The organism is Pleomorphomonas carboxyditropha, from assembly GCF_002770725.1.
Classification (GTDB): Bacteria; Pseudomonadota; Alphaproteobacteria; order Rhizobiales; family Pleomorphomonadaceae; genus Pleomorphomonas; species Pleomorphomonas carboxyditropha.
In genome coordinates, this window is sequence record NZ_NQVN01000018.1 from 90,558 (window position 1) to 112,923 (window position 22,366).

The 22,366-nt window shown below is 67.4% G+C and carries 25 protein-coding genes and 1 riboswitch; of the genes, 15 read left to right on the forward strand and 10 right to left on the reverse strand.

Annotation, left to right across the window (positions count from 1 at the left end):
- Positions 1–185 precede the first annotated feature (185 nt).
- Positions 186–593: a DUF2000 family protein gene (locus CJ014_RS20650; protein ID WP_100082390.1), complete on the reverse strand. Its 408-nt coding sequence runs from the start codon at positions 591–593 to the stop codon at positions 186–188.
- A 61-nt stretch (positions 594–654) separates the two neighbouring features.
- Between CJ014_RS20650 and CJ014_RS20655 the strand changes: the two genes are divergently transcribed.
- Both CJ014_RS20655 and CJ014_RS20660 read left to right on the forward strand, forming a co-directional pair.
- A complete protein-coding gene (locus tag CJ014_RS20655) occupies positions 655–1,593 on the forward strand; it encodes an AraC family transcriptional regulator (RefSeq protein WP_245427491.1) in 939 nt (312 codons plus the stop codon).
- 161 nt (positions 1,594–1,754) lie between these two features.
- Complete coding sequence (locus CJ014_RS20660) at positions 1,755–1,913, forward strand: DUF3563 domain-containing protein (protein WP_100082392.1); 159 nt, start codon at positions 1,755–1,757, stop codon at positions 1,911–1,913.
- A 972-nt stretch (positions 1,914–2,885) separates the two neighbouring features.
- Here CJ014_RS20660 and CJ014_RS20665 read toward each other — a convergent pair.
- From CJ014_RS20665 to CJ014_RS20675, 3 genes are all read right to left on the reverse strand, one after another.
- Complete coding sequence (locus tag CJ014_RS20665) at positions 2,886–3,182, reverse strand: addiction module antidote protein (RefSeq protein WP_100082393.1); 297 nt, start codon at positions 3,180–3,182, stop codon at positions 2,886–2,888.
- A gap of 183 nt (positions 3,183–3,365) precedes the next feature.
- Positions 3,366–4,346, reverse strand: a complete 981-nt coding sequence (locus tag CJ014_RS20670) for an aldo/keto reductase (protein WP_100082394.1) — start codon at positions 4,344–4,346, stop codon at positions 3,366–3,368.
- Positions 4,347–4,358: 12 nt separating this feature from the next.
- Positions 4,359–4,760, reverse strand: coding sequence for a (R)-mandelonitrile lyase (locus CJ014_RS20675; protein WP_100082395.1), 402 nt, complete (start codon positions 4,758–4,760; stop codon positions 4,359–4,361).
- Positions 4,761–5,084: 324 nt separating this feature from the next.
- On the opposite strand from CJ014_RS20675, the gene CJ014_RS20680 reads away from it, so the two are divergent.
- On the forward strand, positions 5,085–5,981 hold the full coding sequence (locus CJ014_RS20680) for a LysR family transcriptional regulator (protein WP_100082396.1): 897 nt from the start codon (positions 5,085–5,087) through the stop codon (positions 5,979–5,981).
- A gap of 114 nt (positions 5,982–6,095) precedes the next feature.
- Positions 6,096–6,899 (forward strand): glycoside hydrolase family 25 protein, encoded by an 804-nt coding sequence (locus tag CJ014_RS20685; protein ID WP_100082397.1) that lies wholly within the window; start codon positions 6,096–6,098, stop codon positions 6,897–6,899.
- A 233-nt stretch (positions 6,900–7,132) separates the two neighbouring features.
- Here CJ014_RS20685 and CJ014_RS20690 read toward each other — a convergent pair whose 3' ends face one another.
- Complete coding sequence (locus tag CJ014_RS20690; RefSeq protein ID WP_100082398.1) at positions 7,133–7,708, reverse strand: acyloxyacyl hydrolase; 576 nt, start codon at positions 7,706–7,708, stop codon at positions 7,133–7,135.
- A gap of 310 nt (positions 7,709–8,018) precedes the next feature.
- A complete protein-coding gene (locus CJ014_RS20695) occupies positions 8,019–8,759 on the reverse strand; it encodes a COG4705 family protein (RefSeq protein ID WP_100082399.1) in 741 nt (246 codons plus the stop codon).
- Positions 8,760–9,427: 668 nt separating this feature from the next.
- Here CJ014_RS20695 and CJ014_RS20700 point away from each other — a divergent pair.
- From CJ014_RS20700 to CJ014_RS20725, 6 genes are all read left to right on the forward strand, one after another.
- Positions 9,428–10,501: a LacI family DNA-binding transcriptional regulator gene (locus CJ014_RS20700; RefSeq protein ID WP_100082400.1), complete on the forward strand. Its 1,074-nt coding sequence runs from the start codon at positions 9,428–9,430 to the stop codon at positions 10,499–10,501.
- Positions 10,498–12,108: an FAD-dependent oxidoreductase gene (locus CJ014_RS20705; protein ID WP_100082401.1), complete on the forward strand. Its 1,611-nt coding sequence runs from the start codon at positions 10,498–10,500 to the stop codon at positions 12,106–12,108. Before CJ014_RS20700 ends, CJ014_RS20705 begins: the two co-directional genes overlap by 4 nt.
- Before the next feature lie 72 nt (positions 12,109–12,180).
- Complete coding sequence (locus tag CJ014_RS20710) at positions 12,181–13,431, forward strand: extracellular solute-binding protein (protein ID WP_100082402.1); 1,251 nt, start codon at positions 12,181–12,183, stop codon at positions 13,429–13,431.
- Between the two features lie 44 nt (positions 13,432–13,475).
- A complete protein-coding gene (locus CJ014_RS20715; protein ID WP_100082403.1) occupies positions 13,476–14,390 on the forward strand; it encodes a carbohydrate ABC transporter permease in 915 nt (304 codons plus the stop codon).
- Positions 14,380–15,222, forward strand: coding sequence for a carbohydrate ABC transporter permease (locus CJ014_RS20720; protein ID WP_100082404.1), 843 nt, complete (start codon positions 14,380–14,382; stop codon positions 15,220–15,222). Before CJ014_RS20715 ends, CJ014_RS20720 begins: the two co-directional genes overlap by 11 nt.
- A 5-nt stretch (positions 15,223–15,227) precedes the next feature.
- The gene (locus CJ014_RS20725; protein ID WP_100082405.1) at positions 15,228–16,289 is read left to right on the forward strand and encodes an ABC transporter ATP-binding protein; all 1,062 of its coding nucleotides are present in this window, start codon (positions 15,228–15,230) and stop codon (positions 16,287–16,289) included.
- 736 nt (positions 16,290–17,025) lie between these two features.
- On the opposite strand, the gene CJ014_RS20735 is transcribed toward CJ014_RS20725, so the two are convergent.
- The gene (locus tag CJ014_RS20735; protein ID WP_100082407.1) at positions 17,026–17,574 is read right to left on the reverse strand and encodes a histidine phosphatase family protein; all 549 of its coding nucleotides are present in this window, start codon (positions 17,572–17,574) and stop codon (positions 17,026–17,028) included.
- Between the two features lie 77 nt (positions 17,575–17,651).
- Positions 17,652–17,799: riboswitch (cobalamin riboswitch) on the forward strand.
- A 27-nt stretch (positions 17,800–17,826) separates the two neighbouring features.
- Here CJ014_RS20735 and CJ014_RS20740 point away from each other — a divergent pair.
- The 3 genes from CJ014_RS20740 to CJ014_RS20750 are packed head-to-tail and all read left to right on the forward strand — an operon-like array spanning position 17,827 to position 19,409.
- Positions 17,827–18,042, forward strand: coding sequence for a CbtB domain-containing protein (locus CJ014_RS20740; RefSeq protein ID WP_100082408.1), 216 nt, complete (start codon positions 17,827–17,829; stop codon positions 18,040–18,042).
- 10 nt (positions 18,043–18,052) lie between these two features.
- Positions 18,053–18,793, forward strand: coding sequence for a CbtA family protein (locus tag CJ014_RS20745; protein WP_100082409.1), 741 nt, complete (start codon positions 18,053–18,055; stop codon positions 18,791–18,793).
- Positions 18,794–18,800: 7 nt separating this feature from the next.
- Positions 18,801–19,409 (forward strand): hypothetical protein, encoded by a 609-nt coding sequence (locus CJ014_RS20750; RefSeq protein WP_100082410.1) that lies wholly within the window; start codon positions 18,801–18,803, stop codon positions 19,407–19,409.
- A 23-nt stretch (positions 19,410–19,432) separates the two neighbouring features.
- Here the strand turns inward: CJ014_RS20750 and CJ014_RS20755 are convergent, their stop codons facing one another.
- On the reverse strand, positions 19,433–20,020 hold the full coding sequence (locus tag CJ014_RS20755) for an ATP-binding protein (protein ID WP_100082411.1): 588 nt from the start codon (positions 20,018–20,020) through the stop codon (positions 19,433–19,435).
- A gap of 256 nt (positions 20,021–20,276) precedes the next feature.
- Between CJ014_RS20755 and CJ014_RS20760 the strand changes: the two genes are divergently transcribed.
- Both CJ014_RS20760 and CJ014_RS20765 read left to right on the forward strand, forming a co-directional pair.
- Positions 20,277–20,486 (forward strand): AbrB/MazE/SpoVT family DNA-binding domain-containing protein, encoded by a 210-nt coding sequence (locus tag CJ014_RS20760; protein ID WP_100082412.1) that lies wholly within the window; start codon positions 20,277–20,279, stop codon positions 20,484–20,486.
- Positions 20,487–20,576: 90 nt separating this feature from the next.
- Positions 20,577–20,816, forward strand: a complete 240-nt coding sequence (locus CJ014_RS20765; protein WP_245427497.1) for a type II toxin-antitoxin system PemK/MazF family toxin — start codon at positions 20,577–20,579, stop codon at positions 20,814–20,816.
- Between the two features lie 26 nt (positions 20,817–20,842).
- Here CJ014_RS20765 and CJ014_RS20770 read toward each other — a convergent pair whose 3' ends face one another.
- Positions 20,843–21,043 carry an antitoxin MazE-like protein gene (locus CJ014_RS20770; RefSeq protein ID WP_100082413.1) on the reverse strand — a complete coding sequence of 67 codons (201 nt, stop codon included), beginning with the start codon at positions 21,041–21,043 and terminating at the stop codon, positions 20,843–20,845.
- A 122-nt stretch (positions 21,044–21,165) separates the two neighbouring features.
- Positions 21,166–21,957, reverse strand: coding sequence for a carbon-nitrogen hydrolase family protein (locus tag CJ014_RS20775; protein ID WP_245427495.1), 792 nt, complete (start codon positions 21,955–21,957; stop codon positions 21,166–21,168).
- Positions 21,958–22,366: the final 409 nt, after the last annotated feature.

A 22,366-nucleotide genomic window follows, 5' to 3' on the forward strand; every position in this document is an offset into this window, starting at 1 on the left:
GCCTGCCTCGAAATTCGCTGAGGCGCGGCAGATAACGACGAGTTCGAGAGCCGGAGCGGAGCGAACTTGAGCAACGCCAGCAAAAGTGCCTTGCGGTTTTGCGTTCGGCGTTGCGCCCTAGAAAACAGCCCGTAAGCGCCGGAAGCACTGAAAGCCTCGCTAGACGGCCGCCGGAGTAGAATTTCTCATGGGTGCATCTTCGCCCCCTTGGTGATCTTGTCGACCACCTTTTTCTCCGCCCGCATCGCCAGCCCAACCAGCTTGGCATCCTCCGGCGAGAACTTGGCGAACACCTCGCGGTTGGCGCCGTCATGGCCGGTCGAGAACATTTCCTCGACATAGGCCGAGGTCACCACGCCGCGCTCCAGCGACCGCTTGTGGATACTGCGCAGCGTGTCCTGGTCGGCCACCAGCACCACCATCGGCTGGATGGTCATCGGGTTGTAGACATGACCGGCCGCATCCCGGTAGGCTTCGCCGATGATCGTTGGCGTTTGCGCGACGATGCCGCTCGTCAGGAAGGCGGTGACGTTGAGCTTCTGCCAGGGGGCGAGGTCATCGCGGACGACGATGGCGATCTTGGTGTCGAACATGCCGGCAAACTCCGTTCGGGGGATCGAAAAAGCTGACGCTTTAAAGCACCCGCCGATCAGGTTGACCAAACCTGATCGAAAAGCGGCTGCTCAAGAAAAAGCTAAAGCATTCGCAGCTCGACCGGATGTTTCCACCCAGTCGGCGAATGCTTTAGCGCCGGCCAGCGCCGCCGGTCTTGAACGTTCGTGCGGCCGCTTCAGCGACGGCCTGCGTGTCGCCATCGACGACGGCGGCGTCGAGCGGCTGGAGGCGCGCTTTCACGGCAACGGCTTTTCGCCGCACCGCCACGACACCTACGCGCTCGGGCTGACGCTCCACGGCGTGCAGACCTTCCGCTATCGCGGCGCCCTGCGCTTCAGCCGGCCCGGCAACGTCATCGTGCTGCACCCCGACGAGCTGCACGACGGCGCGGCCGGCGACGAGGCGGGCCTGATCTACCGCATGATCTACCTGCCGCCGGAGATGATCGCCGCCACCCATGCCACGCGCGGCGCCCTGCCCTTCGTCGCCGACCCCGTGGTGCGCGACGCCGGCCTGCGGCAGGCGCTGGCCGACATCCTCGCCGACCTCGATGGCGAACCGGGCGATCTTGAGATGGACGACGTGTTGATGCGCGTCGCCGCCGGCCTCGTCCGGCAGGCCGGCCTCGGGCAGGCGAGAGCATCGGCCACCGCCGAGGCCGCCGTGCGGCGCGCCCGCGACTATCTCGAAAGCCACGCCCTGGAGGCCGTCCGCTCGGAGACGCTGGAGGCGGTGACCGGCCTCGACCGCTACGAGCTGGCGCGCCAGTTCCGCCGCCTCACCGGCACCAGCCCGCACCGCTTCCTCATCATGCGCCGGCTCGATCGCGCCAAGCGCCTGATCGCCTCCGGCACCCGCCTCGCCGACGCCGCCCTCGACGCCGGCTTTGCCGACCAGGCCCACTTCACTCGCCATTTCCGCGGCGCCTTCGGCATGCCGCCCGGCCGCTGGCTGGCGATGCAGAAGGCGGCGATGTGAAGCAGGGCCGCCTCGCCAACGGGATTCTACCTATAGGAAATCTGAAAGCGGCTTTCAGAAGTTGCGATTAGGTCGCGACGGCTTCCGGGCCTATATTGAGGGCGTCAAGAGAGATCAGAGAAAGAAGCCGGAAACCTCCGGTCAGGAAAGGAAAAGAAGAAATGTTCGCCACCCTCGAGCGTACCGCCAAGCTCCTCCGCGCCCCCACCCAGGCCGAGCGCGATCTGGCCTACCTCAACGAAGCCGGCGACCGCTACGACCTCGAAGCCCGCGAGCGGAACCTCAGCCGCCGCAGCGCCAACCGGGGCCTCGGCTTCTGAGGACCCGACGGCATCCGGCCGGCAAAACAAACACGACGACGTTGAGCGCTCGACACCTGACCGGTTCGGGCGCTTTGTCGTATGCGGGTTCGAAAACGGGAGGATGCCCGATAATTCCCTCGGTGCCCTTTCCCGTCCGACCAGAGAAATTTTATCTTACAAATCAATCATATAAAGCTGTCATCCTCGCGAAGGCGAGGACCTCGGGACGAGAAGGCGATGAGGGGCGTATCAGGCGCCCCAACGTTGCCGGAGCGCTATATCCGCGTCGAGCTTTGTTCTGCCCGAGGTCCTCGCCTGCGCGAGGATGACAGCTTTATATAGGGGGAACAAAGGGATAGGTCGGCACACTGGTACCTCCCATAGATTGTCATCCTCGCGAAGGCGAGGACCTCAGGACGAGAAGGTGACGAGGGATGTATCAGGCGCCCAGCGTTGCTGGAGCGCTATATCTGCGTCGAGCTTTATTCTGCCTGAGGTCCTCGCCTGCGCGAGGATGACAGATTTATATAGGGAGAACAAAGGGATAGGTCGGCATACGGGTACCTCCCATAGATTGTCATCCTCGCGAAGGCGAGGACCTCGGGACGAGAAGGCGATGAGGAGTGTATCAGACGCCCCAGCGTTGCCGGAGCGCTATATCCGCGTCGAGCTTTGTTCTGCCCGAGGTCCTCCGCCTGCGCGAGGATGACAGCTTTATATAGGGGGAACCAAGGGATAGGTCGGCACAATGTACCTCCCATAGATTGTCATCCTCCGCGAAGGCGGAGGACCTCAGGCAGAATTTGGCACGCGGCGAATATAGGTCTCAAGCACGAGACGGCATGGGATAGGTCCCTCGGTGCCTTTCCTGCCCGAGATGGTCCGCCTGCGCGGACCATGACAGTTTATGTTTATGGAACAAGCACATGGACGCCCGACGGCAACACAGCGCACGACGCCGCGAGGCAGGCCTCCGGACAAGGGGCAAACTCACGCCGCCTCGTCCGCCTTGGTCACCGTGAACCGCAGCCCCAGCGCCTTCATCACGCCGATCAGCGTCGACAGCTTGGGATCGCCTTTGTCGCTGAGCGATTTGTAGAGCGCCTCGCGCGTCACGCCGGCCTCCCTGGCGATGGCCGACATGCCCTTGGCCTTGGCGATGTCGCCCAGGGCAACGGCGATCATCTTCGGGTCGCCATCCTCGAAGGCGGCTTCGAGGGTGGCGGCGATCGCCTCGTCGCTGGTCAGGAACTCGGCGGCGTCCCACTTGGTCGTCTCGATTGCCATTCGGAGCTCCCTGGCCATGTCGATGGCCAGTAGTTCACAGGCCGGAGGCTGTCAATATCCGTGAACTATAGATTACAAACCAGGATAGGAGATCGATCGGTTCGCCGTCAGAAACCTACATCGAACCAAAGCCTGCCCCATCGCCTCCCGGGCGGCAGGGCGACACAAATAACCTGGCAGGTTCTACTTCCTCACCCGCGCCTGGAGATGTGCCGGGTAGCGAGCGCCTTCGACGGGAATCGCGTCGAGCGCCGTGCCGATCGCCCGGAGGTCGTCGGCCGAAAGCGCCAACGTCGCCGCGCCGAGGTTTTCCTCGAGGCGAGTGAGCTTGGTGGTGCCGGGAATGGGGACGATCCACGGCTTCTGCGCCAGGAGCCAGGCGAGCGCGATCTGCGCTTTCGTCGCCCCCTTGGCGTCGGCGATGGCGCCGACGGCGTCGACCAGCGCCTGGTTGGCCTTGCGCGCTTCCGGCGAGAAGCGCGGCACCAGGTTGCGGAAGTCGTCCCTGGCGAAGCTGGTCCTGTCGTCGATGGCGCCGGTCAAAAAGCCCTTGCCGAGCGGGCTGAACGGCACCAGGCCGATGCCGAGTTCTTCCAGCGTCGGGATGATCTCGGCCTCCGGCTCGCGCCACCATAGCGAATATTCGCTCTGCAGCGCCGTCACCGGCTGCACGGCGTGCGCCCGGCGGATGCTGGCGGCGCCGGCTTCCGACAGGCCGAAATGCTTCACCTTGCCCTCGGCGATCAGGTCCTTCACCGTGCCGGCCACCTCCTCGATCGGCACGGCCGGATCGACGCGGTGCTGGTAGTAGAGGTCGATCCGGTCGGTCCTGAGGCGCTTCAGCGCCGCCTCGGCCACGGCGCGGATGTTGGCCGGCCGGCTGTCCATGCCCCTGGCCACCTCGCCGCCGATGAAGCCGAACTTGGTGGCGATCGCCACTTCGTCGCGGAACGGCGCCACCGCCTCGCCCACCACCTCCTCGTTGACGAACGGGCCATAGGCCTCGGCGGTGTCGAACAGGGTGACGCCCCGCTCATGGGCGGCGCGGATCAGGCGGATCGCCTCGCCGCGGTCGGTGGCCGGGCCGTAGCCGTAGCTGAGGCCCATGCAGCCGAGGCCGAGGACCGAAACCTCCAGCCCGTTGCCGAGAATGCGTTTTTGCATCGATATCTCCCGTCAGTCCTTGCCGAGGTATTGCGCGTCGCTCACCTGCTCCAGCCAGTCGACGGCCTTGCCGCCCTGCTCTTCCTGGATGGCGATGTGGGTCATGGCGGTGTCCGGCGCCGCGCCGTGCCAGTGCTTCTCGCCCGGCTCGAACCAGACGACGTCGCCGGGGTGGATCTCCTCGATGGCACCGCCGAGGCGCTGGACGCGGCCGAGGCCGGCGGTGACGATCAGCACCTGTCCCAAGGGGTGGGTGTGCCAGGCGGTGCGGGCGCCCGGCTCGAAGGTGACGGTATTGCCGGCCGCCCGGGCCGGCCCGGCGGCCGCATAGAGCGGGTCGATGCGCACGCTGCCGGTGAACCAGTCGGGCGGGCCTTTCATCGAGGGGCGCGTGCCGGTGCGGGTGATCTGCATGTGTCGTTTCCTTCGAGGCGGAGAGCGTCGGTGTCGATTCGAGTCTCCGATTTGAAACCCGCCGGGGCGCGGCGGGTTTCGCGCCGCCATGTCGATCGCGGGGCGATACGCGAGCGGCGGCGGCCGGCTGTCGGCATGGCGGGGAGACCCTATCAGGCGCCGCCGCTGCCGATTAGCCGCGCGCGATGGCATGTCGTCATGAACGCGGTTCATGAATATAACGCCGCCGGAGCGCCCGAAAAGCGCCGCATCGCCAATCGCCCGCCGCCGCCGGCTTGCCGGCGCCCGGGCAAAGGCGCATAGACACATGAGGAGACCTCATGAATGCCGCGCCAGCCGATCCTCTCCGACCTCGTCGCCTTTCTCGCCGTCGCCCGCGAGCGCAGCTTCACCCGCGCCGCCGCCCGGCTCGGCGTGTCGCAATCGGCGCTGAGCCACACCATCCGCGGCCTCGAGGAGCGGCTCGGCATCCGCCTCCTGACCCGCACCACCCGCGCCGTGGCGCCCACCGAGGCCGGCGAGCGGCTGCTCAACAGCATCGGCCCGCGGCTCGACGAGATCGACAGCGAGCTCGCCGCCGTCACCGCCCTCAGCGGCAAGCCGGCCGGCACCATCCGCATCACCACCGGCGAGCACGCGGCCACCACCATCCTGTGGCCGAAGCTCCGCGAGCTGCTGCCCGGCTATCCGGACATCGGCGTCGAGGTGATCGTCGACTACGGCCTCACCGACATCGTCGCCGAGCGCTACGACGCCGGCATCCGCCTCGGCGAGCACCTGGCGAAAGACATGATCGCCGTACGCATCGGGCCGGAGCTGCGCCTCGTCGTCGTCGGCTCGCCCGCCTATTTCGCCGGCCACCCGGCGCCGCTGACGCCGCACGACCTCGTCGCCCACCGCTGCATCAACCTGCGCCTGCCCACCTACGGCGGCCTCTACGCCTGGGAGTTCGAGAAGGACGGCCAGGCGCTGAAGGTGCGCGGCGAGGGGCAACTGGTGTTCAATTCGTCGTCGCAGGCCCTGCGGGCGGCGCTCGACGGTTTCGGCCTCGCCTTCGTCATGGAGGATTCCGCCCGGCCATGGCTCGACGCCGGCCGCCTCGTTGAAGTGCTCGGCGACTGGTGCCCGCCGTTTTCCGGCTATCACCTCTATTACCCGAGCCGCCGCCAGGCCTCGCCGGCCCTCGGCGTGCTGGCCGAAGCGCTGCGGTATAGGGGATGAGGCGGTCAACCGCCCCTCTCGTCGTGGTTAACAAATCCTTATCCTTGTGCTGGGATGCTCGGCGCCGAGGGATGGCGCGCCGCCGCGGCCGGATCCCGCGCAAGAGGCTTGTCGATGGTGAAGTCCCGTTCCCTCATTGTCCGCTCGGCGGCGCTGGCGCTGTCGGCGCTGCTCGTCGGCTGCTCGGCGCTCAGCTTCGACGACGAGCCGGTGCGCGCCACCGCCCACAAGGGGCCGACCTTCGAGATCCGCCAGCCGTCCAAGGACAGCATCGAGGGCATCGACGTCTCCTATTTCCAGGAGGCGGTGGACTGGCAGGCGGTGGCCGGCGACGACATCCGCTTCGCCTGGATCAAGGCCACCGAAGGCGGCGACCGGCTGGACCAGCGCTTCGCCGAGAATTTCGCCGGCGCGGCGCGGGCCGGCGTGCTGCGCGGCGCCTATCATTTCTGGTATCACTGCCGCCCCGGCATCGAGCAGGCCGCCTGGTATATCCGCAACGTGCCGCGCGACCCCGACGCCCTGCCGCCGGTGCTCGACATCGAGTGGACGCCCACCTCGCCCACCTGCACCAAGCGCCCGCCGGCCGCCGAGCTGCACGCCGACATGCAGGCCTTCCTCGACGCCGTCGAGGCCTACTACGGCAAGCGGCCGGTGATCTACACCACGCTCGATTTCTACCGCGACCGCATGGACGGCGCCTTCGAGAGCTATCCCTTGTGGGTGCGCTCCACCGCCGCCAAGCCGCACGAGAAATACGGCGACCGCCACTGGCACTTCTGGCAATACACCTCGACCGGCCGCGTCGCCGGCGTCCGGGGCAACGCCGACCGCAACGTGTTCTACGGCTCGGAAGCCGCCTTCCGGAAATTCCTCGCCGACAGCAACGTCGCCCCGGCCATGGTGGCCGAGCGGTGAGATAGGGTCAGGCATTAGCGGGCGCACGATAGTTCCCCCGCGCCCTTTTCTGCCCGAGGTCCTGCGCCTGCGCGCAGGATGACCCCTGATGGACAGGTTATGGACGCGCCATATATTTGTTTTATATATATAATTCTGTCATCCTGCGCGAAGGCGCAGGACCTCGGGCAGAACGGAGCAAGCGGCCGCTATAGCGCTCAGCCTGAACGGCCCCCTAGCGCTCCGCTTGAAGCTCAGAAATGATAGCCCACCCGCAGGCCGGCGCTCTCGTAGCCGTTGTTGTCGTCGCAGAGGTCGGCGTTCGACATGTGGCTGGCGTAGAGCTGCGCCGACCAGTTCTCGGTCACCCGCCAGTCGACGTCGAGGCCGAGGTGGAACAGCGCGTGGCAGCCGAGATCGCGGCCGGAGGGATCGTTCTTCAGCTTGGCGTCGTGAACGGAGCCGCCGAGCTGCCCCTCGAAGCTGAGATCGCCATATTTCAGGAAGGTGAAGGTCAGGCCGGCATAGGCGTCGCTGATCAGCTTGTCCTCGGTGGCGATGTCGACGCCGAGCGTCGGCCGCGGCGAGAACAGCCACCAGGGCGCGTCCAGCGCCGGGGCGCGCACCTCGGCGTTGATCAGCGCGCCGTCGACGTCGCCGCTGGTGAACAGGCCGGCATTGCTGGCGCCGACGCCGCCATAAATCGACCAGCCGGTGAAATCCGGAGCGCCGGTGGCATCGCCGGCCCGGGCCGGCAGCGAACCGCCGAGGGCGGCAACAACGATCACGAGGGCAACAAAGTCACGATGGCGGCTGCGGCCAAGCTGCATGATGGGCGGCTCCGGACGGGAGAACGGGCGAATCAGACCAGATGGCACGCTACACGTGTGCGGGCTGGCGCGGAAGGGGTCTGATTTTCTTGACCCCCGGCATGGTCCGGACGCCGGCAAACCGATACGGCTCGCTGCGCTTCGCTTGGTTTTCCCTGCCCCGTCCACCACCTGTCGCCGCCCCGCCCGGGCGCCCACAGCCGCGACGGGAGGGAGCGAACGGCCGGCCTGATGTACAATTAATGGTTGTCATGAGACCAGGCGCCGCCGCCATGCGAGTCCATGCACGCCCATGCGCATCCACGCGGACTCACGGCATCCCCTCGCCCACCGCCCGCACCTGCCGGCGCTTGTTGCCTTTCCGCAGCTCGTAGGCGACGACGGCGAACGCGGCGAAGGCGATGCCGCTGAGCGCCGTGCTGAGCGCGATGCCGTGGAGGCCGTGCGTCAGGAGATCGCCGGCGGCCGTGCCGGCGGCGCGGATGAACACCACGGCCAGCCAGTAGAAGCCGAGGTCGGTGTAGAGCCCGTGCCGCCCGATGGCCAGCAGGAAGGTCAGGGGGATGGCGAAGGCGACCATCGCCCCGAAATTGCCGAAGCCAAGGGGATAGGACGCCGCGTCGCCGGCCACGGTGCCGAGCACGCCGGCCACCAGCATGGTGAGCCAGTAATAGCCGGTGACCGGGATGAACCCCTGCTCCTGGGTGGACGGCGCACGCGTACGCCAGGCGATCACCATGAAGGCGAGCAGCAGGCAGGCGACCGGCACCGAGGTGGCGAACCTGACGCCGGCCTCGTGGAAAGCGTCGGCGACATTGGCGGCCGCGGCGCCGATGAGGGCGATCGCCGCCCAGAAGGAAAGCGCGCCGGTCTGTTTCAGCAAACGTTCGGCGAGGAAGACGCCGGCGAGACCGGCGGCGAGAAACGCAAGGCCGCCGAGAGGGCCGAGGCCGAGCCCATCCGCCAGAAAATCGCCCGCGTTGGCGCCGAACAGGCTGGCAAGCGCCAGGCACAGCCAATAGACACCGTTGATTTTCGGAACGCAACTCATGACGGCACCCCATTGACCTGAACGACGCGAGGGAACGCCCCGATTTGGCAAATTCAATGGTGCAGGCGTGGCGAATTGTCGTAAGCCGTCTTAGCCGCGCCGTTAGCAACAAACCGATACATTTACGGCAACCGGACGGCCTTCCTCAGCGCCTGATGCTTTGGGGCTTGCCGCTGCAAAATCCGACGATGCCAGACAGCGCTCCGGTTCGGTTGGAGACCTATATCCGCCGCTCGCATCTTCCTGCCCGAGGTCCTACGCCTGCGCGTAGGATGACAGATTTATATAGAGGAAACAGCCGGATAGCGCATCACCCTCCATCCTTGCCTTGTCTCCCCATAGAGTGTCATCCTACGCGAAGGCGTAGGACCTCGGGCCGAAAGAGGCGCTAGGCACATATCGATCGCGCCTCTCTTTCGGAGAGCCCTATATCCGCCGCTCACCCCTTCCGGTCTGAGGTCCCCGCCTGCGCGGGGATGACAACTTGATGGATACCCGCGCGATCCCATCGCCGCACCGCCGCCGCCTCCCCCGCACCCGATGGCCCGCTTGACAAACGCCCATCGGGCTGCGCTTAATGCCGCCACTTGCTAATACGCATTAGCAGCCACTATCCAGCATAAAAACACGCCGCCGGCACCAAAGCCGGCGAACGGAGGAGGACGTCCGTGGCCGGGGTCAGGCGCCTGACGCAGAAGGATATCGCCCGCCTTGCCGGCGTCAGCCAGGCCACCGTGTCGCTCGTCCTCAACGGCGCCGCCGCCGGCGACGCCCGCATTCCCGAGGAGACGCGCGAGCGGGTCGAGAAGGTCATCCGCGACACCGGCTACGTCGCCGATCCCGTCGCCCGCCGCATGGCCAAGGGCCTCAACCGCATCCTCGGCGTCTTCACCTACGAGCCGGCCTTTCCCTCCGACCAGGCCGACTTCTTCGCCCCGTTCATGCTCGGCATCGAGGAGGCGGCGCAGGCGCTCGGCTACGACCTCCTGCTGTTCACCGCCGGCTCCGGCGGCCGGCGCCGCCTGTTCGACGAGCACACCCGCCTGCGGCTCGCCGACGGCTGCCTGATCATCGGCCGCTCCTTCGACCGCGACGAGCTGGCCCGGCTGATGGCCGGCGACTACCCCTTCGTCGCCATCGGCCGCCGCGACGACGCCGGCGGCCCCGTCCCCTACGTCGGCGCCGACTACGCCGCCGCCGCCGCCGTGATGGTCGAGCGCGCCGTCGGCCTCGGCCATCGCCGCTTCGCCTATGTCGGCAACGCCGAGCGGGCCGAATCGATGCGCGACCGCTGGCAGGGCTTCCTCGCCGGACTGGCCGCCGCCGGCGGCGAGCTGGCGCTGCACGTCCCGGTCGAGCACCGCCCCGCCGACGAGACGCTCGACGCGGTTCTCGCAAGCGGCGCCACCGTCGCCTTCTTCCTGGAGCTGGCCGACGCCATCGAGGTCGACGCGGCGGCCCGCCGCCGCGGCCTCGCCGTGCCGGGCGATCTCTCCATCGTCGTCACCGGCAGCCACGAGCGCACCCGCCGGCCGCCCGGCGTCGCCTTCACCTCCTTCGGCATCCCGCGCGAGGAGATGGGCCGCCAGGCCACCGCCATGCTCGCCGCCGCGCTGGCCGCCGGCGCCCGGCCCGGCCGGCAGGTGCTGGTGCCCTGCGAGTTCGTCGAGGGCGCCACCCTCGGGCCGCCGCGCGCGGCACCCGCTTCCCGCATGTCCGACAAGAAGGAAATCACCACGTGAAAGAGTATTCGGCCGATATCCTGGTGGTCGGCGGCGGCCTCGGCGGCGTGGCTGCCGCCCATGCGGCGCTGCGCAGCGGCCTCACCGTCATCCTGACCGAGGAATACGACTGGCTCGGCGGCCAGCTCACCAGCCAGGCGGTGCCGTCGGACGAGCATTCCTGGGTCGAGCGCTTCGGCATCACCCGCAGCTATCGCGCCCTGCGCGACGGCGTCCGCCAGTATTACCGCGACCACTATCCCCTGACCGAGCGCTCGCGCGCCGCCGCCGACCTCAACCCGGGCGCCGGCTGGGTCAGCCGGCTGTGCGCCGAGCCGCGCGTCATCCTGGCGGTGATCGAGGCGATGCTGGCGCCCCATCGCGGCGGCGGCGCACTGACCGTGCTGCAACCCTTCCGGCCGGTCGCCGCCGAGGTCGACGGCGACACGGTGCGCGCCGTGACGCTGGCCCATTGCCTGAGCGGCGAGCGCGTCGTCTGCAGCGCGCCCTACGTCATCGACGCCACCGAGCTCGGCGACCTCCTGCCGCTCACCGGCACCGAATACGTCACCGGCTTCGAGAGCCGCCGGGAGACCGGCGAGCCCTCCGCCCCCGACGAGGCCCAGCCCGGCAACCAGCAGGCCGTGTCCTTCTGCTTCGCCATCGACCACGTCGACGGCAACCACGTCGGCGACAAGCCCGACGATTACGACTTCTGGCGCGCCTACGCGCCGTCCTTCTGGGGCGGGCCGCTCCTCGGCTTCCGCTCGCCGCATCCGCGCACGCTGGAGCTCGTCACCCGCTCGTTCACCCCCAACCCGGACGACGACCCGCTGCTGGTCGACGCCGACCAGCGCGTCAATCCCGGCGACGGCAACCTCTGGACCTTCCGCCGCATCGCCGCCCGCCGCCACTTCGTGCCCGGCGCCTACAAAAGCGACATCTGCCTCGTCAACTGGCCGATGCTCGACTATTTCGAGGCGCCGATCATCGACGTGCCCGAGGCGGTCAAGGCCGAGCGGCTGAAGGCGGCCGCCGGCCTCGCCCATTCGGTCTTCTACTGGCTGCAGACCGAGGCGCCGCGTGAGGACGGCGGAGAGGGCTTCCCCGGCCTCCGGCTGCGCGGCGACGTCACCGGCACGCGAACAGGCCTCGCCATGGCGCCCTATATCCGCGAGAGCCGCCGCATCCGCGCCGTAACCACCGTGGTCGAGCAGGACCTGTCGCTGGCCGTGCGCGGCGAGCGGGGCGCCGTCCACTATCGCGATTCCGTCGGCATCGGCATGTACCGCATCGACCTGCACCCCTCGACCGGCGGCGACAACTACATCGACGTCGGCTCCTGCCCGTTCGAGATCCCGCTCGGCGCCCTGCTGCCGCGCCGCGTGCGCAACCTCATCCCGGCCGGCAAGTCCATCGGCACCACCCACATCACCAACGGCTGCTACCGGCTGCACCCGGTCGAATGGAACATCGGCGAGGCCGCCGGCCTGCTGGCCGCCCATTGCCTGGGCCACCGCCTGTCGCCGCACGCCGTCCAGGCCGACGACGCGCTGACCGCCGACTTCCAGGCACGGCTTCACGCCGAGGGCATCGAGATCCGCTGGCCGGACGTGCGCGGCTACTGAGCCGCATCGGTGGCGCGTCCGCGCGCCGCCCGAGGGGAACGCATAACGACAGAAAACCAGGAGGAACCACCAATGAAGCGACTGACGCATCTTCTTGCCGCCGCCACGCTTTTGGCCTCGGCGGGCCTTGCCGGCGCCGCCGACGTCAACCTGCGCATGACGATCTGGAGCGCCAACAAGAGCCATCTCGACCTGTTCAACGCCATCGCCGCCGACTTCGAAAAGACGCATCCCGGCGTCGGCGTCACCTTCGACAGCCTGGCCTTCGACAGCTACACCACGACGCTGACCACCCAGATCGCCGGCGGCAACGCCCCCGACCTCGCCTGGATCTTCGAGACCAGCGCGCCCGACTTCGTCGCCTCCGGCGCACTGGCGCCGCTCACCGAGACGCTGAAGGCGGCGCCCGGCTACGACCTCGACGACGTCAACCCGGCCACGCTGGAGCTGTGGTCCACCGGCGGCGAGATCTACGCCTATCCCTTCTCCACCTCGCCCTTCGGCGTCTTCGTCAACAACGACCTGATCAAGGCCGCCGGCAAGCCGACGCCGGCCGAGCTGATCGCAGAGGGCAAGTGGACCTGGGACAGCGCCGTCGATCTCGCCGCCGCCGTCGCCGCCAACGGCAAGGCCGGCCTGATCGTCCGCGACTTCGACTACAAGCTCTGGGACAACCTCGCCACCATCTGGAACGGCTGGGGCGCCGCGCCCTGGAGCGCCGACGGCCGCACCTGCACCATGGCCGACCAGCCGATGGCCGACGCCATGGCCTTCATCCACGACGCCATCTTCGAGAAGAAGGCGATGCCGGCGCCCGGCGTCTCGGCCGACTTCTTCGCCGGCGACGCGGCAATGACCATCACCCAGATCAGCCGCGCCTCGCTGTTGCCCAAGGAGAACCCCTTCGACTGGGACCTGGTGCCGCTGCCCGCCGGCCCGGCCGGCAAATACGCCGTCATCGGCCAGGCCGGCATCGGCGTCTTCGCCTCGTCGAAGAACGCGGCGCTCGCCGCCGAATTCCTCGCCTTCATGACCAACCCGGACAACGCCGCCAAGCTCGCCGCCTACTTCCCGCCGCCGCGCAAGAGCCAGCTCACCACCGACATCCTGGCCAAGGCCAACCCGCTGCTGACGGCCGAGCAGATCGACACGGTGGTCATCGACGGCATCGCCACCGGCAAGGTGAAGCCCGGCCACACCGGCCTCGCCGAGATCCACCAGGCGGTGCGCGCCGGCCTCGACGCCGCCTGGGTGCCCGACGCCGACGTGCCGGCGACGCTCGCCGCCATCTGCCGCCGCATCGAGCCGCTGCTCGCCCGCTGAGCCCGGCAACCCGGAAATACCACAGACGAAAGGCAGGCCCCGCGATGACCGCCGATGACGGCTCCTACCGCCGGCCCTTCTGGACCATCGAACGCCGCGACGGCGTCGTGGGACTGCTGTTCGTCGCCCCGCAGCTCGTCGGCATCGTCCTGTTCGTGCTGGTGCCGCTGGCGCTGGTCTTCTGGTACTCGCTGCACGAATGGAACGTGCTGGCCAACACCTTCACCTTCAAGGGCGCGGCCAACTACCGGAAGCTCCTGGAGGACCCCACCCTGCCCGAGGTGCTGGGGGCGACCGCCCTGTTCTCCGCCGGCCTCGTCGTCCTCAACCTCGGCCTGGCGCTCGCCCTCGCCCTGCTCGTCAACCAGAAGCTCAGGGGCATCGTCGTCTTCCGCACCCTGTTCTTCTCGCCGGTGGTCGTCTCGCTGGTCGCCTGGACCATCGTCTGGGGCTTCCTGCTGCAGGCCAACGGCACCATCAACGGCTTCCTCGGCGCCCTCGGCATCGAGGGGCCGAACTGGCTGCGCCACCCGACCACCGCCATGATCTCGGTCGTCGTCGTCCAGGTGTTCAAGAACGTCGGCCTCAACATGGTGCTGTTCCTGGCCGCCCTGCAGGGCGTGCCCAACGAGCTCTACGAGGCCGCCCGCGTCGACGGCGCCCCGCGCTTCAAGCAGTTCCGCCGCATCACCCTGCCGCTGATCTCGCCGACCATCCTGCTCACCTCGATCATCACCGTGGTCGGCTCGTTGCAGGTGTTCGCCCAGATCGCCGTGCTGACCCAGGGCGGCCCCGGCGTGTCGACGACGGTGCTCGTCTACTACCTCTACCAGCAGGCGTTCCAGTTCCACCTGTTCGGCTACGGCTCGACGCTGGCCATCCTGCTGTTCGTCATCGTGCTGACGCTGACCGTCCTGCAATGGCAGATGCGCCGGAGGCTGGTGTTCTATGAAAACTGAGCTGTCGCCCCGCCTGAAGCTCGTCCTCTACGGGCTGCTCTGCGTGCTGGCCGTCCCCTTCGTCTTCCCGACCTGGTGGATGGTCACCTCCTCCATGAAGCCGGTCTCCGACATCTTCGCCTTTCCGCCGGCGCTGATCCCGACCACCTACGACTTCTCCTCCTACGCCGACGTGTTCCGCCTGCAACCCTTCGCCCGGCAATATTTCAACTCGGCCTACATCGCCGCCGTCGTCACCGCCGGCACCATGCTGGTCGCCTCCTTCTCCGGCTACGCCTTCGCCCGCATCCGCTTCCCCGGCCACAACGCGCTGTTCCTGGTGGTGCTCACCGGCCTGCTGATCCCCTCCGAGGTCACCATCGTGCCGCTGTTCCGCATGTTCCTGAAATGGGGGATGATCAACACCCACTGGCCGCTGATCCTGGTGCCGATCTTCGGCGCGCCGTCGGTGTTCGCCACCTTCGTCATGCGGCAGTTCTTCATCGCCCTGCCCGGCGAGCTGGAGGAGGCGGCCCGCGTCGACGGCCTGTCGCGGCTGAAGATCTTCTGGACCATCGCCCTGCCGCTCGCCAGGCCGGCGCTGGCGGCGGTGGCCATCTTCACCTTCCTGCACTCGTGGAACCTCTACCTCGAGCCGGTCGTCTACCTGTCCAACCCCAGCGTCTTCACCCTGCCGCAGGCGCTGACCCAGTATGTCGACGCCTACGGCGGCCCGATGTGGAACATCCAGCTCGCCGCCGCCACGCTGACGGCGCTGCCCGTCCTCCTCGTCTTCATCGTCGCCCAGAAGCACTTCGTCGAAGGGCTGGCGCACACCGGACTGAAAGGCTGATCCCCATGGCGCCCGTCACCCTCCGCCAGGTCCAGAAGCGCTACGGCGAGCTCACCGTCATCAAGGGCGCCGACATCGCCATCGCCGACGGCGAGTTCGTCGTCCTCGTCGGCCCCTCCGGCTGCGGCAAGTCCACCCTGCTCCGGATGATCGCCGGCCTGGAGCCGATCTCCGGCGGCACCGTCTCCATCGGCGGCCGCGTCGTCAACGACGTCGAGCCGAAGGACCGCGACATCGCCATGGTGTTCCAGAACTACGCCCTCTACCCGCACATGACGGTGGCCACCAACATGGGCTTCTCGCTGGAGCACCGCGGCGGCTCGAAGGCCGAGATCGCCGAGCGGGTGCGCTGGGCCGCCGACATCCTCGGCCTCGCGCCGCTGCTCGACCGCTACCCGCGGCAACTGTCCGGCGGCCAGCGCCAGCGCGTCGCCATGGGCCGGGCGATCGTGCGCAGCCCGCAGGTGTTCCTGTTCGACGAGCCGCTCAGCAACCTCGACGCCCAATTGCGGGTGCAGATGCGCGGCGAGATCAAGGCGCTGCACCAGCGGCTCGGGACGACGATGATCTACGTCACCCACGACCAGGTGGAAGCCATGACCATGGCCGACCGCATCGTCGTGCTCAACAAGGGCAACATCGAGCAGATCGGCGCGCCGCTCGACCTCTACGACCAGCCCGCCAACCGCTTCGTCGCCGGCTTCATCGGCTCGCCGGCCATGAACTTCATCCCCGGCCGGCTGGCGGCGGCGGGCTTCGTCAGCGACGCCGGCGCCGCCCTGCCGCTGCCGCCCGGCGCGGCGCCCGCCTTTGCCGGCGCGGCGCTCTACGGCGTCCGGCCGGAGCACCTCGACCTCGCCGACGACGGCCTGCCGGCGCGGGTCAGGCTGGTCGAGCCGATGGGCTCGGAAACCCACCTGACGCTGGACGCCGCCGGCGTCCCCCTGCTCGCCGCCCTGCGCCGCCGCGTCCACCTCGCCCCCGGCGCCCTGGTCCACCTCCGCCCCGAACCGGCAGAGGCCCACCTGTTCGACGCCGAAACCGGCCACCGCCTGCCCCCGGCCTAAGCGACCTTAGGCAGCACTCCGATTTGCCTCACGCTCCGCCCCGGTCGAAGCCCTATATCCGCCGCTCGCTTTTTCCTGCCCGAGGCCCTGCGCCTGCGCCAGGATGACAGATTTATATAAAAGAAACATATGGATAGATTGTCATCCTGCGCGAAGGCGCAGGACCTCAGGCCGAAAAGGGCGCGAGGCAAATATCGGTCACCAGGGATAAAAATCGCAAAGCGATTTCCAGAAACACCCCCATGCTCCGAGGCCTGCGGCCGCACCCCTCTCCCTGGTCCCTCTCCCACAAGGGGCGAGGGGACGACGGGAGTTGCCGACCCATGGTTCTGGACATGTCGCGCTTTCCAATGATGGGTAGCCCCAACCACATTCCCTTTCTCGCAAGAGCACAGAACGAAGGGATGTGCCGCCCCATTGTTCCCGGCAATTCGATCTTTCCAGTGATGGGTAGGCCCAAGCCGCGTCCCCTCGCCTCTTGTGGGAGAGGGACCAGGGAGAGAGGTTCACCCGCAAAACGCGATGAAATTACCCGCGATCAGGTTCGATCGGAGACCTATATCCGCCGCTCGCTTTTTCCTGCCCGAGGTCCTGCGCCTGCGCGCAGGATGACAGATTTATATTTGGGGAACAAGTACATAGCCTATCCATAGATTGTCATCCTGCGCGCAGGCGCAGGACCTCGGGCCGAAAGGGGCGCGAGGCAGATATCGGGCGCCGGAGTCCCAAACATTCCCTAGCCGAGCCTCAGCGCCCACCGCCCGCGATGGAACGTCAGTTCGATCGCCGACCAGGGCGTCGGATCGAGGCGCCAGATCGTCGGCAGGGGGATGTCGAGCGCCGCCGTCAGCGCGACCCTGGCGATCACCGGCGAACACAGCGCCACGCAATGCCCCTTTCGCCCCTCGATGGAAGCCAGCCAGCGGCCGACCCTGGCCCGGACGGCCATGAAGGATTCCCCGCCGTGCGGCGCGGCGGCCATATCCGTTCGCCACAGTTCGAAAGCCTCGGGATCGGCGCCGGCAACCTCGGCCATCGCCCGGCCCGCCCAGCCGCCGTAATCCACCTCGGCGAGCGCCGCCGCCTCGCCCCCGACACCGCCGCCGAGCACCATCTCCGACGCATGAACGATGTGATCGGCGTCGGCAAGGCGCCGCCGGACGCCCTCGGCGAGGCTTTCGCCAGGACTTTCGGGCGACAGCTCCAGCCGGCCGCGGCCGGGGAACAGCGGCGCGCGGGCGTCGTTGCCGGTCGGAACCGGGATCAGCGTCAGGCGAAGGGCCATGAGATCAATTCCAGCAAGCGTATATCGCGGTTTTGCCCCCGGACCCGCGCCCAAGTAAAGAGACCGCCGCCGCCTTCCCTCCTTTGCGATTGACAGGCATCGCCGCTTGGCCGAAGGTGGCGGCGATGTCGAGCGGAAGCCGGTGAAAGTCCGGAGCGGTCGCGCCACTGTAATCGGGCCGGAAATCGGCCCGAAAGCCAGACCTGCTTGCCAGCACTCACGTCTAGGGACGCGTAATCCCAGGAGGCTTTCTTGTCGACCCTTTCTCCGACGTCCATCCCCCTGTCGCAGCCGGTGCCGATTCCGCTCGGCGAGGTTCTGCCCTGGGCCATCTTCGCCGGGCTGATCCTGGTGCTCGCCGTCTATTTCGTCGGCGCCGAAGAGGGCGCGCTGTCGATTTTCAGCGGCATGTACGTGCACGAGTTCGTGCACGACGGCCGCCACCTGCTCGGTTTCCCCTGCCATTGAGGATCATGCCATGACCGGAAAGCTTTTGCTGCGCGGCATGATCGCCGGCGTGGTCGGAGGGCTGCTGGCCTTCCTGTTCGCCCGCATCTACGGCGAGCCGCTCGTCGATTTCGCCATCGCCTTCGAGGAACAGGCCGGCGCCGCGGCCGGCGAGGCCGCCGAACCCGAGCTGGTCAGCCGGGCGACGCAGGCCGGCCTCGGCCTTCTGACCGGCGCCATCGTCTACAGCGCCGCGCTGGGCGGCATCCTGTCGCTGGCGTTCGCGCTCGTCTACGGCCGCTTCAGCGCCCTCGGCGCCCGCTCGCTGGCCGGCCTGCTGGCGCTCGCCGGCTTCGTGGCGGTGATCCTGGTGCCGGCGATCAAGTATCCGGCCAATCCGCCGGCCGTCGGCAGCCCGGAGACCATCGTCATCCGCACCGAGCTCTACTTCGCCATGCTGCTGGTGTCGGTCCTCGTCATGGTGGCCGCCTTCGCGCTCGCCCGCCACTACTGGGGACGCCTCGGCGCCTGGAACGCCGCCATCGTCGGCGGCCTGGCGTTCCTGGTGGTGATCGCCGCCGTCATGCTGCTGCTGCCCGACATCAACGAGGTGCCGGAGAACTTCTCCGCCGCGATCCTCTGGCGCTTCCGCGTCGCCTCGCTCGGCATGCAGGCGATCATCTGGAGCGCCCAGGGCCTGGTGTTCGGCTTCCTGGCCGAGCGCCTGCTGGCCGGCGCCGCCCCGGCCGCGCGGCGCCTCAGCCCGGCGTGACCGGCCGATGCCTCGATCGAAACCGGAAGGGCGTGGCCTCGCGGCCGCGCTTTTCCTCATCGCCGCCATGGCCGCCCCGCCCGCCGAAGCGCATCGCCAGACGCCGCTGACGGCGGAGGAGGCGGTCGGCCTGGAGATCCCCGGCCTCACCCACGGCGAGATGCGGTCGGTGGAGCAATACCGGTCGGAGATCCGCCGCCTCGCCGGCCGGCAATATCCCACCGACGCGACGTTCCGCCGCCTCCTCAACCACGCCAACATCCAGCTCGCCTACTGCGCTTGGGGCCTGGTGCCCAATTCGATCGCCGACGAGGCGAGCCCGTTCAACGAATGCGCCCACGCCTATCTCTCCGCCTACCGGGCCGTTCTCGCCCGCATGGCCGACATGCCGGGCCAGCCCGAGGCGGCGCGGCAACTCGCCGACCGCATCGACACGGCGATCCGCGCCGACCCGGAGGCCGAGCTCTTGTGCCAATATAGCGTCGAGCCTTTCTACACCGGCTCGGTGGTGGCGCCGGCCGCCCTCGACGCCGTCCGCTACCCGCCGGTCGCCCTGTTCCTCGCCGCCATCGCGCTGTCGGGCATGGGTCTCGCGCTCCGGCGGTTCGGCAGATAGGGCGCCTGCCGGAAGGCCGGTGGTCAGGCCGAGGCGCGCGCCACCAGCTCGTCGAACAGATCGGCCATCGCCCGCGCGTCGGCGGCGTCGACGATCCCGAGCCCGACCTCCCGCGCCGAAGCCTGTAGAGCGGCGTTCTCGCGCAGCGAGCGCTCGACGAAGGCGTCGATCAGGTGGCGTTCGCCGGCATCGCGCCGCTCGTAGCCGGCGGCCGACCGCATCCGGCCGGCAAGGAACGCATCGTCGGCATGTAGCAGCACGCCGAACATCTCCCCGGTGAGCAGCGGCGCGACATATTCCGGCCGGAGCGCCGCGCCCTCCAGCACGAACGGTCGCCCGGCGCTTCTCTCCGCCTCGATCATCGGCCGGATCTGGCGCCACATGTTCTCGTGGTGCACCTTCAGGAACCAGTGGATCGTCTCCGGCGACAGCCGCTCGTAGAACTCGGCGACCGGCGGCGGCACCGCCAGCCACGGCCGGCCGGGATGCCGCCCGAGCCCGTCCGTCGACAGGCCGCTCCATCCGAGCCGCCCCGTCAGCTTTTCGGCCAGCGTCGACTTGCCGACATGCGACGTGCCGGAAATCAGGATGGCTTGGAGAGGGGATGGCATGTCTGGATTCCACCTTCAAAAGTGCCACAGCACGCCGGACGGAAGCGCTCCGGCCATTGTCCGGCACATTGATCCATAAACGGATCATGAGGCGCCCTTATGGGCTATTTATGGATCAGCACGGAACCGACAGGATGACCGCACCGCCGTCCGTCGGCAAGGCAGATCACCACAAGCGGCGACAAGCCGATTGCCGGATTTCTTGAAATTATCGGCTGTTCAGCGTATGTAAGGAAACTCCTTACCGAGGGCTTCGATGATCACGAGCAAGCTGACGACCAAGGCTCAGACGACGATACCGTTGCCCATCAGGCACGCCTTGCGTCTGCGTGAGGGCGACGAAATTGCCTACAGCATCGAGGGCGATGTGGTGACGATGCGCAAGGCCCAGCCCGCCGAGGATCCGTTCGGCACATTCAACGAATGGGACAGCGACGCCGACCGGAAAGCCTATCGTGACCTTTGAGCAAGGCGACGTCGTTCGCGTGCCGTTTCTCCCTATACGGATCGCCCCGTCCGGCAACACCGGCCGGCCCTCGTCGTCAGCAATGGCGGCATCGGTGAAGAGGGGAAGCTCCTCTGGGTCGCCATGATCACCTCGGCCGAGAACCGCCCCTGGCCCGGCGATGTCGAGGTCGGCGCCGCCTATCGGGATGTCGGGTTGCCCGCCCCAAGCGTCATCCGCCCCGTGAAGATCGCCACCATCGAAGCTTCGAGTGCCGAAAAGCTTGGGCATGTGACGGCATCGATCATGTCGAAGGTCGCCGACGAAATCCGGGAATACCTGGGCCTATAGGCTTTCCAGCACCAGCAGCATGTTGTTCAGCATCGTCGGTCCAGCCACTCGACGGCGGCGGCAATGAACGCCAGCGCCTCCGCCTCCTCGGGCCGGCCACGCAGGGAGAGCCCCTGACGCCTGGCCTCGGTGACAAATTCCGGGCGATTAGGGTCTGTCATCCAAAGACGCAGTTGCCTCATGCCCCGGCGCGGCTGCCCGTCATTGTTTTGCTTGGAACGCGACATGCCGGCCCTCCATGGCTGGCTTCTGCGAGCGACTTTCGCGACAAAAATCCCCCTTGGAATTCATCGCCGACCGATCTGCCGCGAATATTGGAGACTTGCGACATACGGGAAATCTTCGGCCCTCAAGAGGACTCTCTTTCTCCGGCGCCGCGTTCGACGACGTAGCAGGGATATTCGTTCCGCCGACGATCCGCGAAATCCGGATTTACATCAACAACGAGCAATGGGTTCGTTGAATCGGTGATGGACAACAGGGTTCCATCGGGGCTGAATGCGAAGCCCGCTCCTCCAAAGACCGCGCCACACCTGGAGCGTCCGTACCGATTGGAACTGACGACATAGTTGCCCGACACGATGGCCGCCATCCGACCGGCGGTCAGCCAGTTTTCCGTTGACGTGCCCGCCGCGCGCGGGATTGCGATCAGCACGGTGCCTTGCCGACCGTAGTGTCGAGCGTGTTCATTGAACATCGCATCCGTACACAGCATGACGCCCATACGCAGGCCCGATATTTCGAACGGATTGAAACCAGCCCGGTCCGATTCATACCAGCTTGCTTCATACCAGCCGGGCTCCTCGGGGAAGTACTGTTTCGTGTGGATCGCTCGCGTCCGACCGCTTTCGATGACGACAGCCTGGTTCAGAAGCCGATCTGCCGCCCAAACCGGGCGGGATGACAGGATGGCCGGAATCGCAAGCTTCGCGAGAGCGTCGAAGCCTCTTACGTGAGCGTCCGCGCTTGCCTGAGCTGTTTCACGGTCGAACGGCCTGCGATCCGCAATCCACGGACCGAAAGGAAGTTCGTTGGTGATCAGCATTTCCACCTGCGCATCGGCAAGGCGGTTCGCGATCTCGAGCCATTCCGGGCCATATGGTTCAAGCCCTTCAGGCCACTCGACAAAGCCAACTCGCAATTCAGCCTCCGGACGCATAGTGAACGTAGAGCGCTGCAAAGTAACAGATCTAGAGCATCGGACCGAAAAGTGGAATCCGGTTTTCAGAACATCCGATGCGGCAACAAAAGACTAGATCGTCAACCCGCGCCCGTCGGGACGCACCGCGATCCAGAATTTCCACGACAGGCTTGGCCCCGGGTCGCGCTTCGGCACCGCTGCGGCTCTCTCCTTCTTGTGTCCCGCTCCATCGCGTCTTCGATCGAGCGGTCCCCCCTCGCCCCAACCGCTCCCGAACGCGCAGCGCCCTCCCCCACCCCCGAAAAATTACATTTGCCACAGCCCGTTTAAACTTCCCGCTTCGAATAGATATTTTTCCTGTACACCCTGCATGTTTGGAAGCGTAAGGAGGTGAAGCCCGTCCGAAGCG

Bases quoted from the DNA above. Each gene is read 5' to 3' on its own strand.
- CJ014_RS20650 (WP_100082390.1), bottom strand. From the start codon at position 593: ATGTTCGACACCAAGATCGCCATCGTCGTCCGCGATGACCTCGCCCCC.
- CJ014_RS20660 (WP_100082392.1), top strand. From the start codon at position 1,755: ATGTTCGCCACCCTCGAGCGTACCGCCAAGCTCCTCCGCGCCCCCACC.
- CJ014_RS20665 (WP_100082393.1), bottom strand. From the start codon at position 3,182: ATGGCAATCGAGACGACCAAGTGGGACGCCGCCGAGTTCCTGACCAGC.
- CJ014_RS20670 (WP_100082394.1), bottom strand. From the start codon at position 4,346: ATGCAAAAACGCATTCTCGGCAACGGGCTGGAGGTTTCGGTCCTCGGC.
- CJ014_RS20675 (WP_100082395.1), bottom strand. From the start codon at position 4,760: ATGCAGATCACCCGCACCGGCACGCGCCCCTCGATGAAAGGCCCGCCC.
- CJ014_RS20680 (WP_100082396.1), top strand. From the start codon at position 5,085: ATGCCGCGCCAGCCGATCCTCTCCGACCTCGTCGCCTTTCTCGCCGTC.
- CJ014_RS20685 (WP_100082397.1), top strand. From the start codon at position 6,096: ATGGTGAAGTCCCGTTCCCTCATTGTCCGCTCGGCGGCGCTGGCGCTG.
- CJ014_RS20690 (WP_100082398.1), bottom strand. From the start codon at position 7,708: ATGCAGCTTGGCCGCAGCCGCCATCGTGACTTTGTTGCCCTCGTGATC.
- CJ014_RS20695 (WP_100082399.1), bottom strand. From the start codon at position 8,759: ATGAGTTGCGTTCCGAAAATCAACGGTGTCTATTGGCTGTGCCTGGCG.
- CJ014_RS20710 (WP_100082402.1), top strand. From the start codon at position 12,181: ATGAAGCGACTGACGCATCTTCTTGCCGCCGCCACGCTTTTGGCCTCG.
- CJ014_RS20715 (WP_100082403.1), top strand. From the start codon at position 13,476: ATGACCGCCGATGACGGCTCCTACCGCCGGCCCTTCTGGACCATCGAA.
- CJ014_RS20720 (WP_100082404.1), top strand. From the start codon at position 14,380: ATGAAAACTGAGCTGTCGCCCCGCCTGAAGCTCGTCCTCTACGGGCTG.
- CJ014_RS20725 (WP_100082405.1), top strand. From the start codon at position 15,228: ATGGCGCCCGTCACCCTCCGCCAGGTCCAGAAGCGCTACGGCGAGCTC.
- CJ014_RS20735 (WP_100082407.1), bottom strand. From the start codon at position 17,574: ATGGCCCTTCGCCTGACGCTGATCCCGGTTCCGACCGGCAACGACGCC.
- CJ014_RS20745 (WP_100082409.1), top strand. From the start codon at position 18,053: ATGACCGGAAAGCTTTTGCTGCGCGGCATGATCGCCGGCGTGGTCGGA.
- CJ014_RS20750 (WP_100082410.1), top strand. From the start codon at position 18,801: ATGCCTCGATCGAAACCGGAAGGGCGTGGCCTCGCGGCCGCGCTTTTC.
- CJ014_RS20755 (WP_100082411.1), bottom strand. From the start codon at position 20,020: ATGCCATCCCCTCTCCAAGCCATCCTGATTTCCGGCACGTCGCATGTC.
- CJ014_RS20760 (WP_100082412.1), top strand. From the start codon at position 20,277: ATGATCACGAGCAAGCTGACGACCAAGGCTCAGACGACGATACCGTTG.
- CJ014_RS20770 (WP_100082413.1), bottom strand. From the start codon at position 21,043: ATGTCGCGTTCCAAGCAAAACAATGACGGGCAGCCGCGCCGGGGCATG.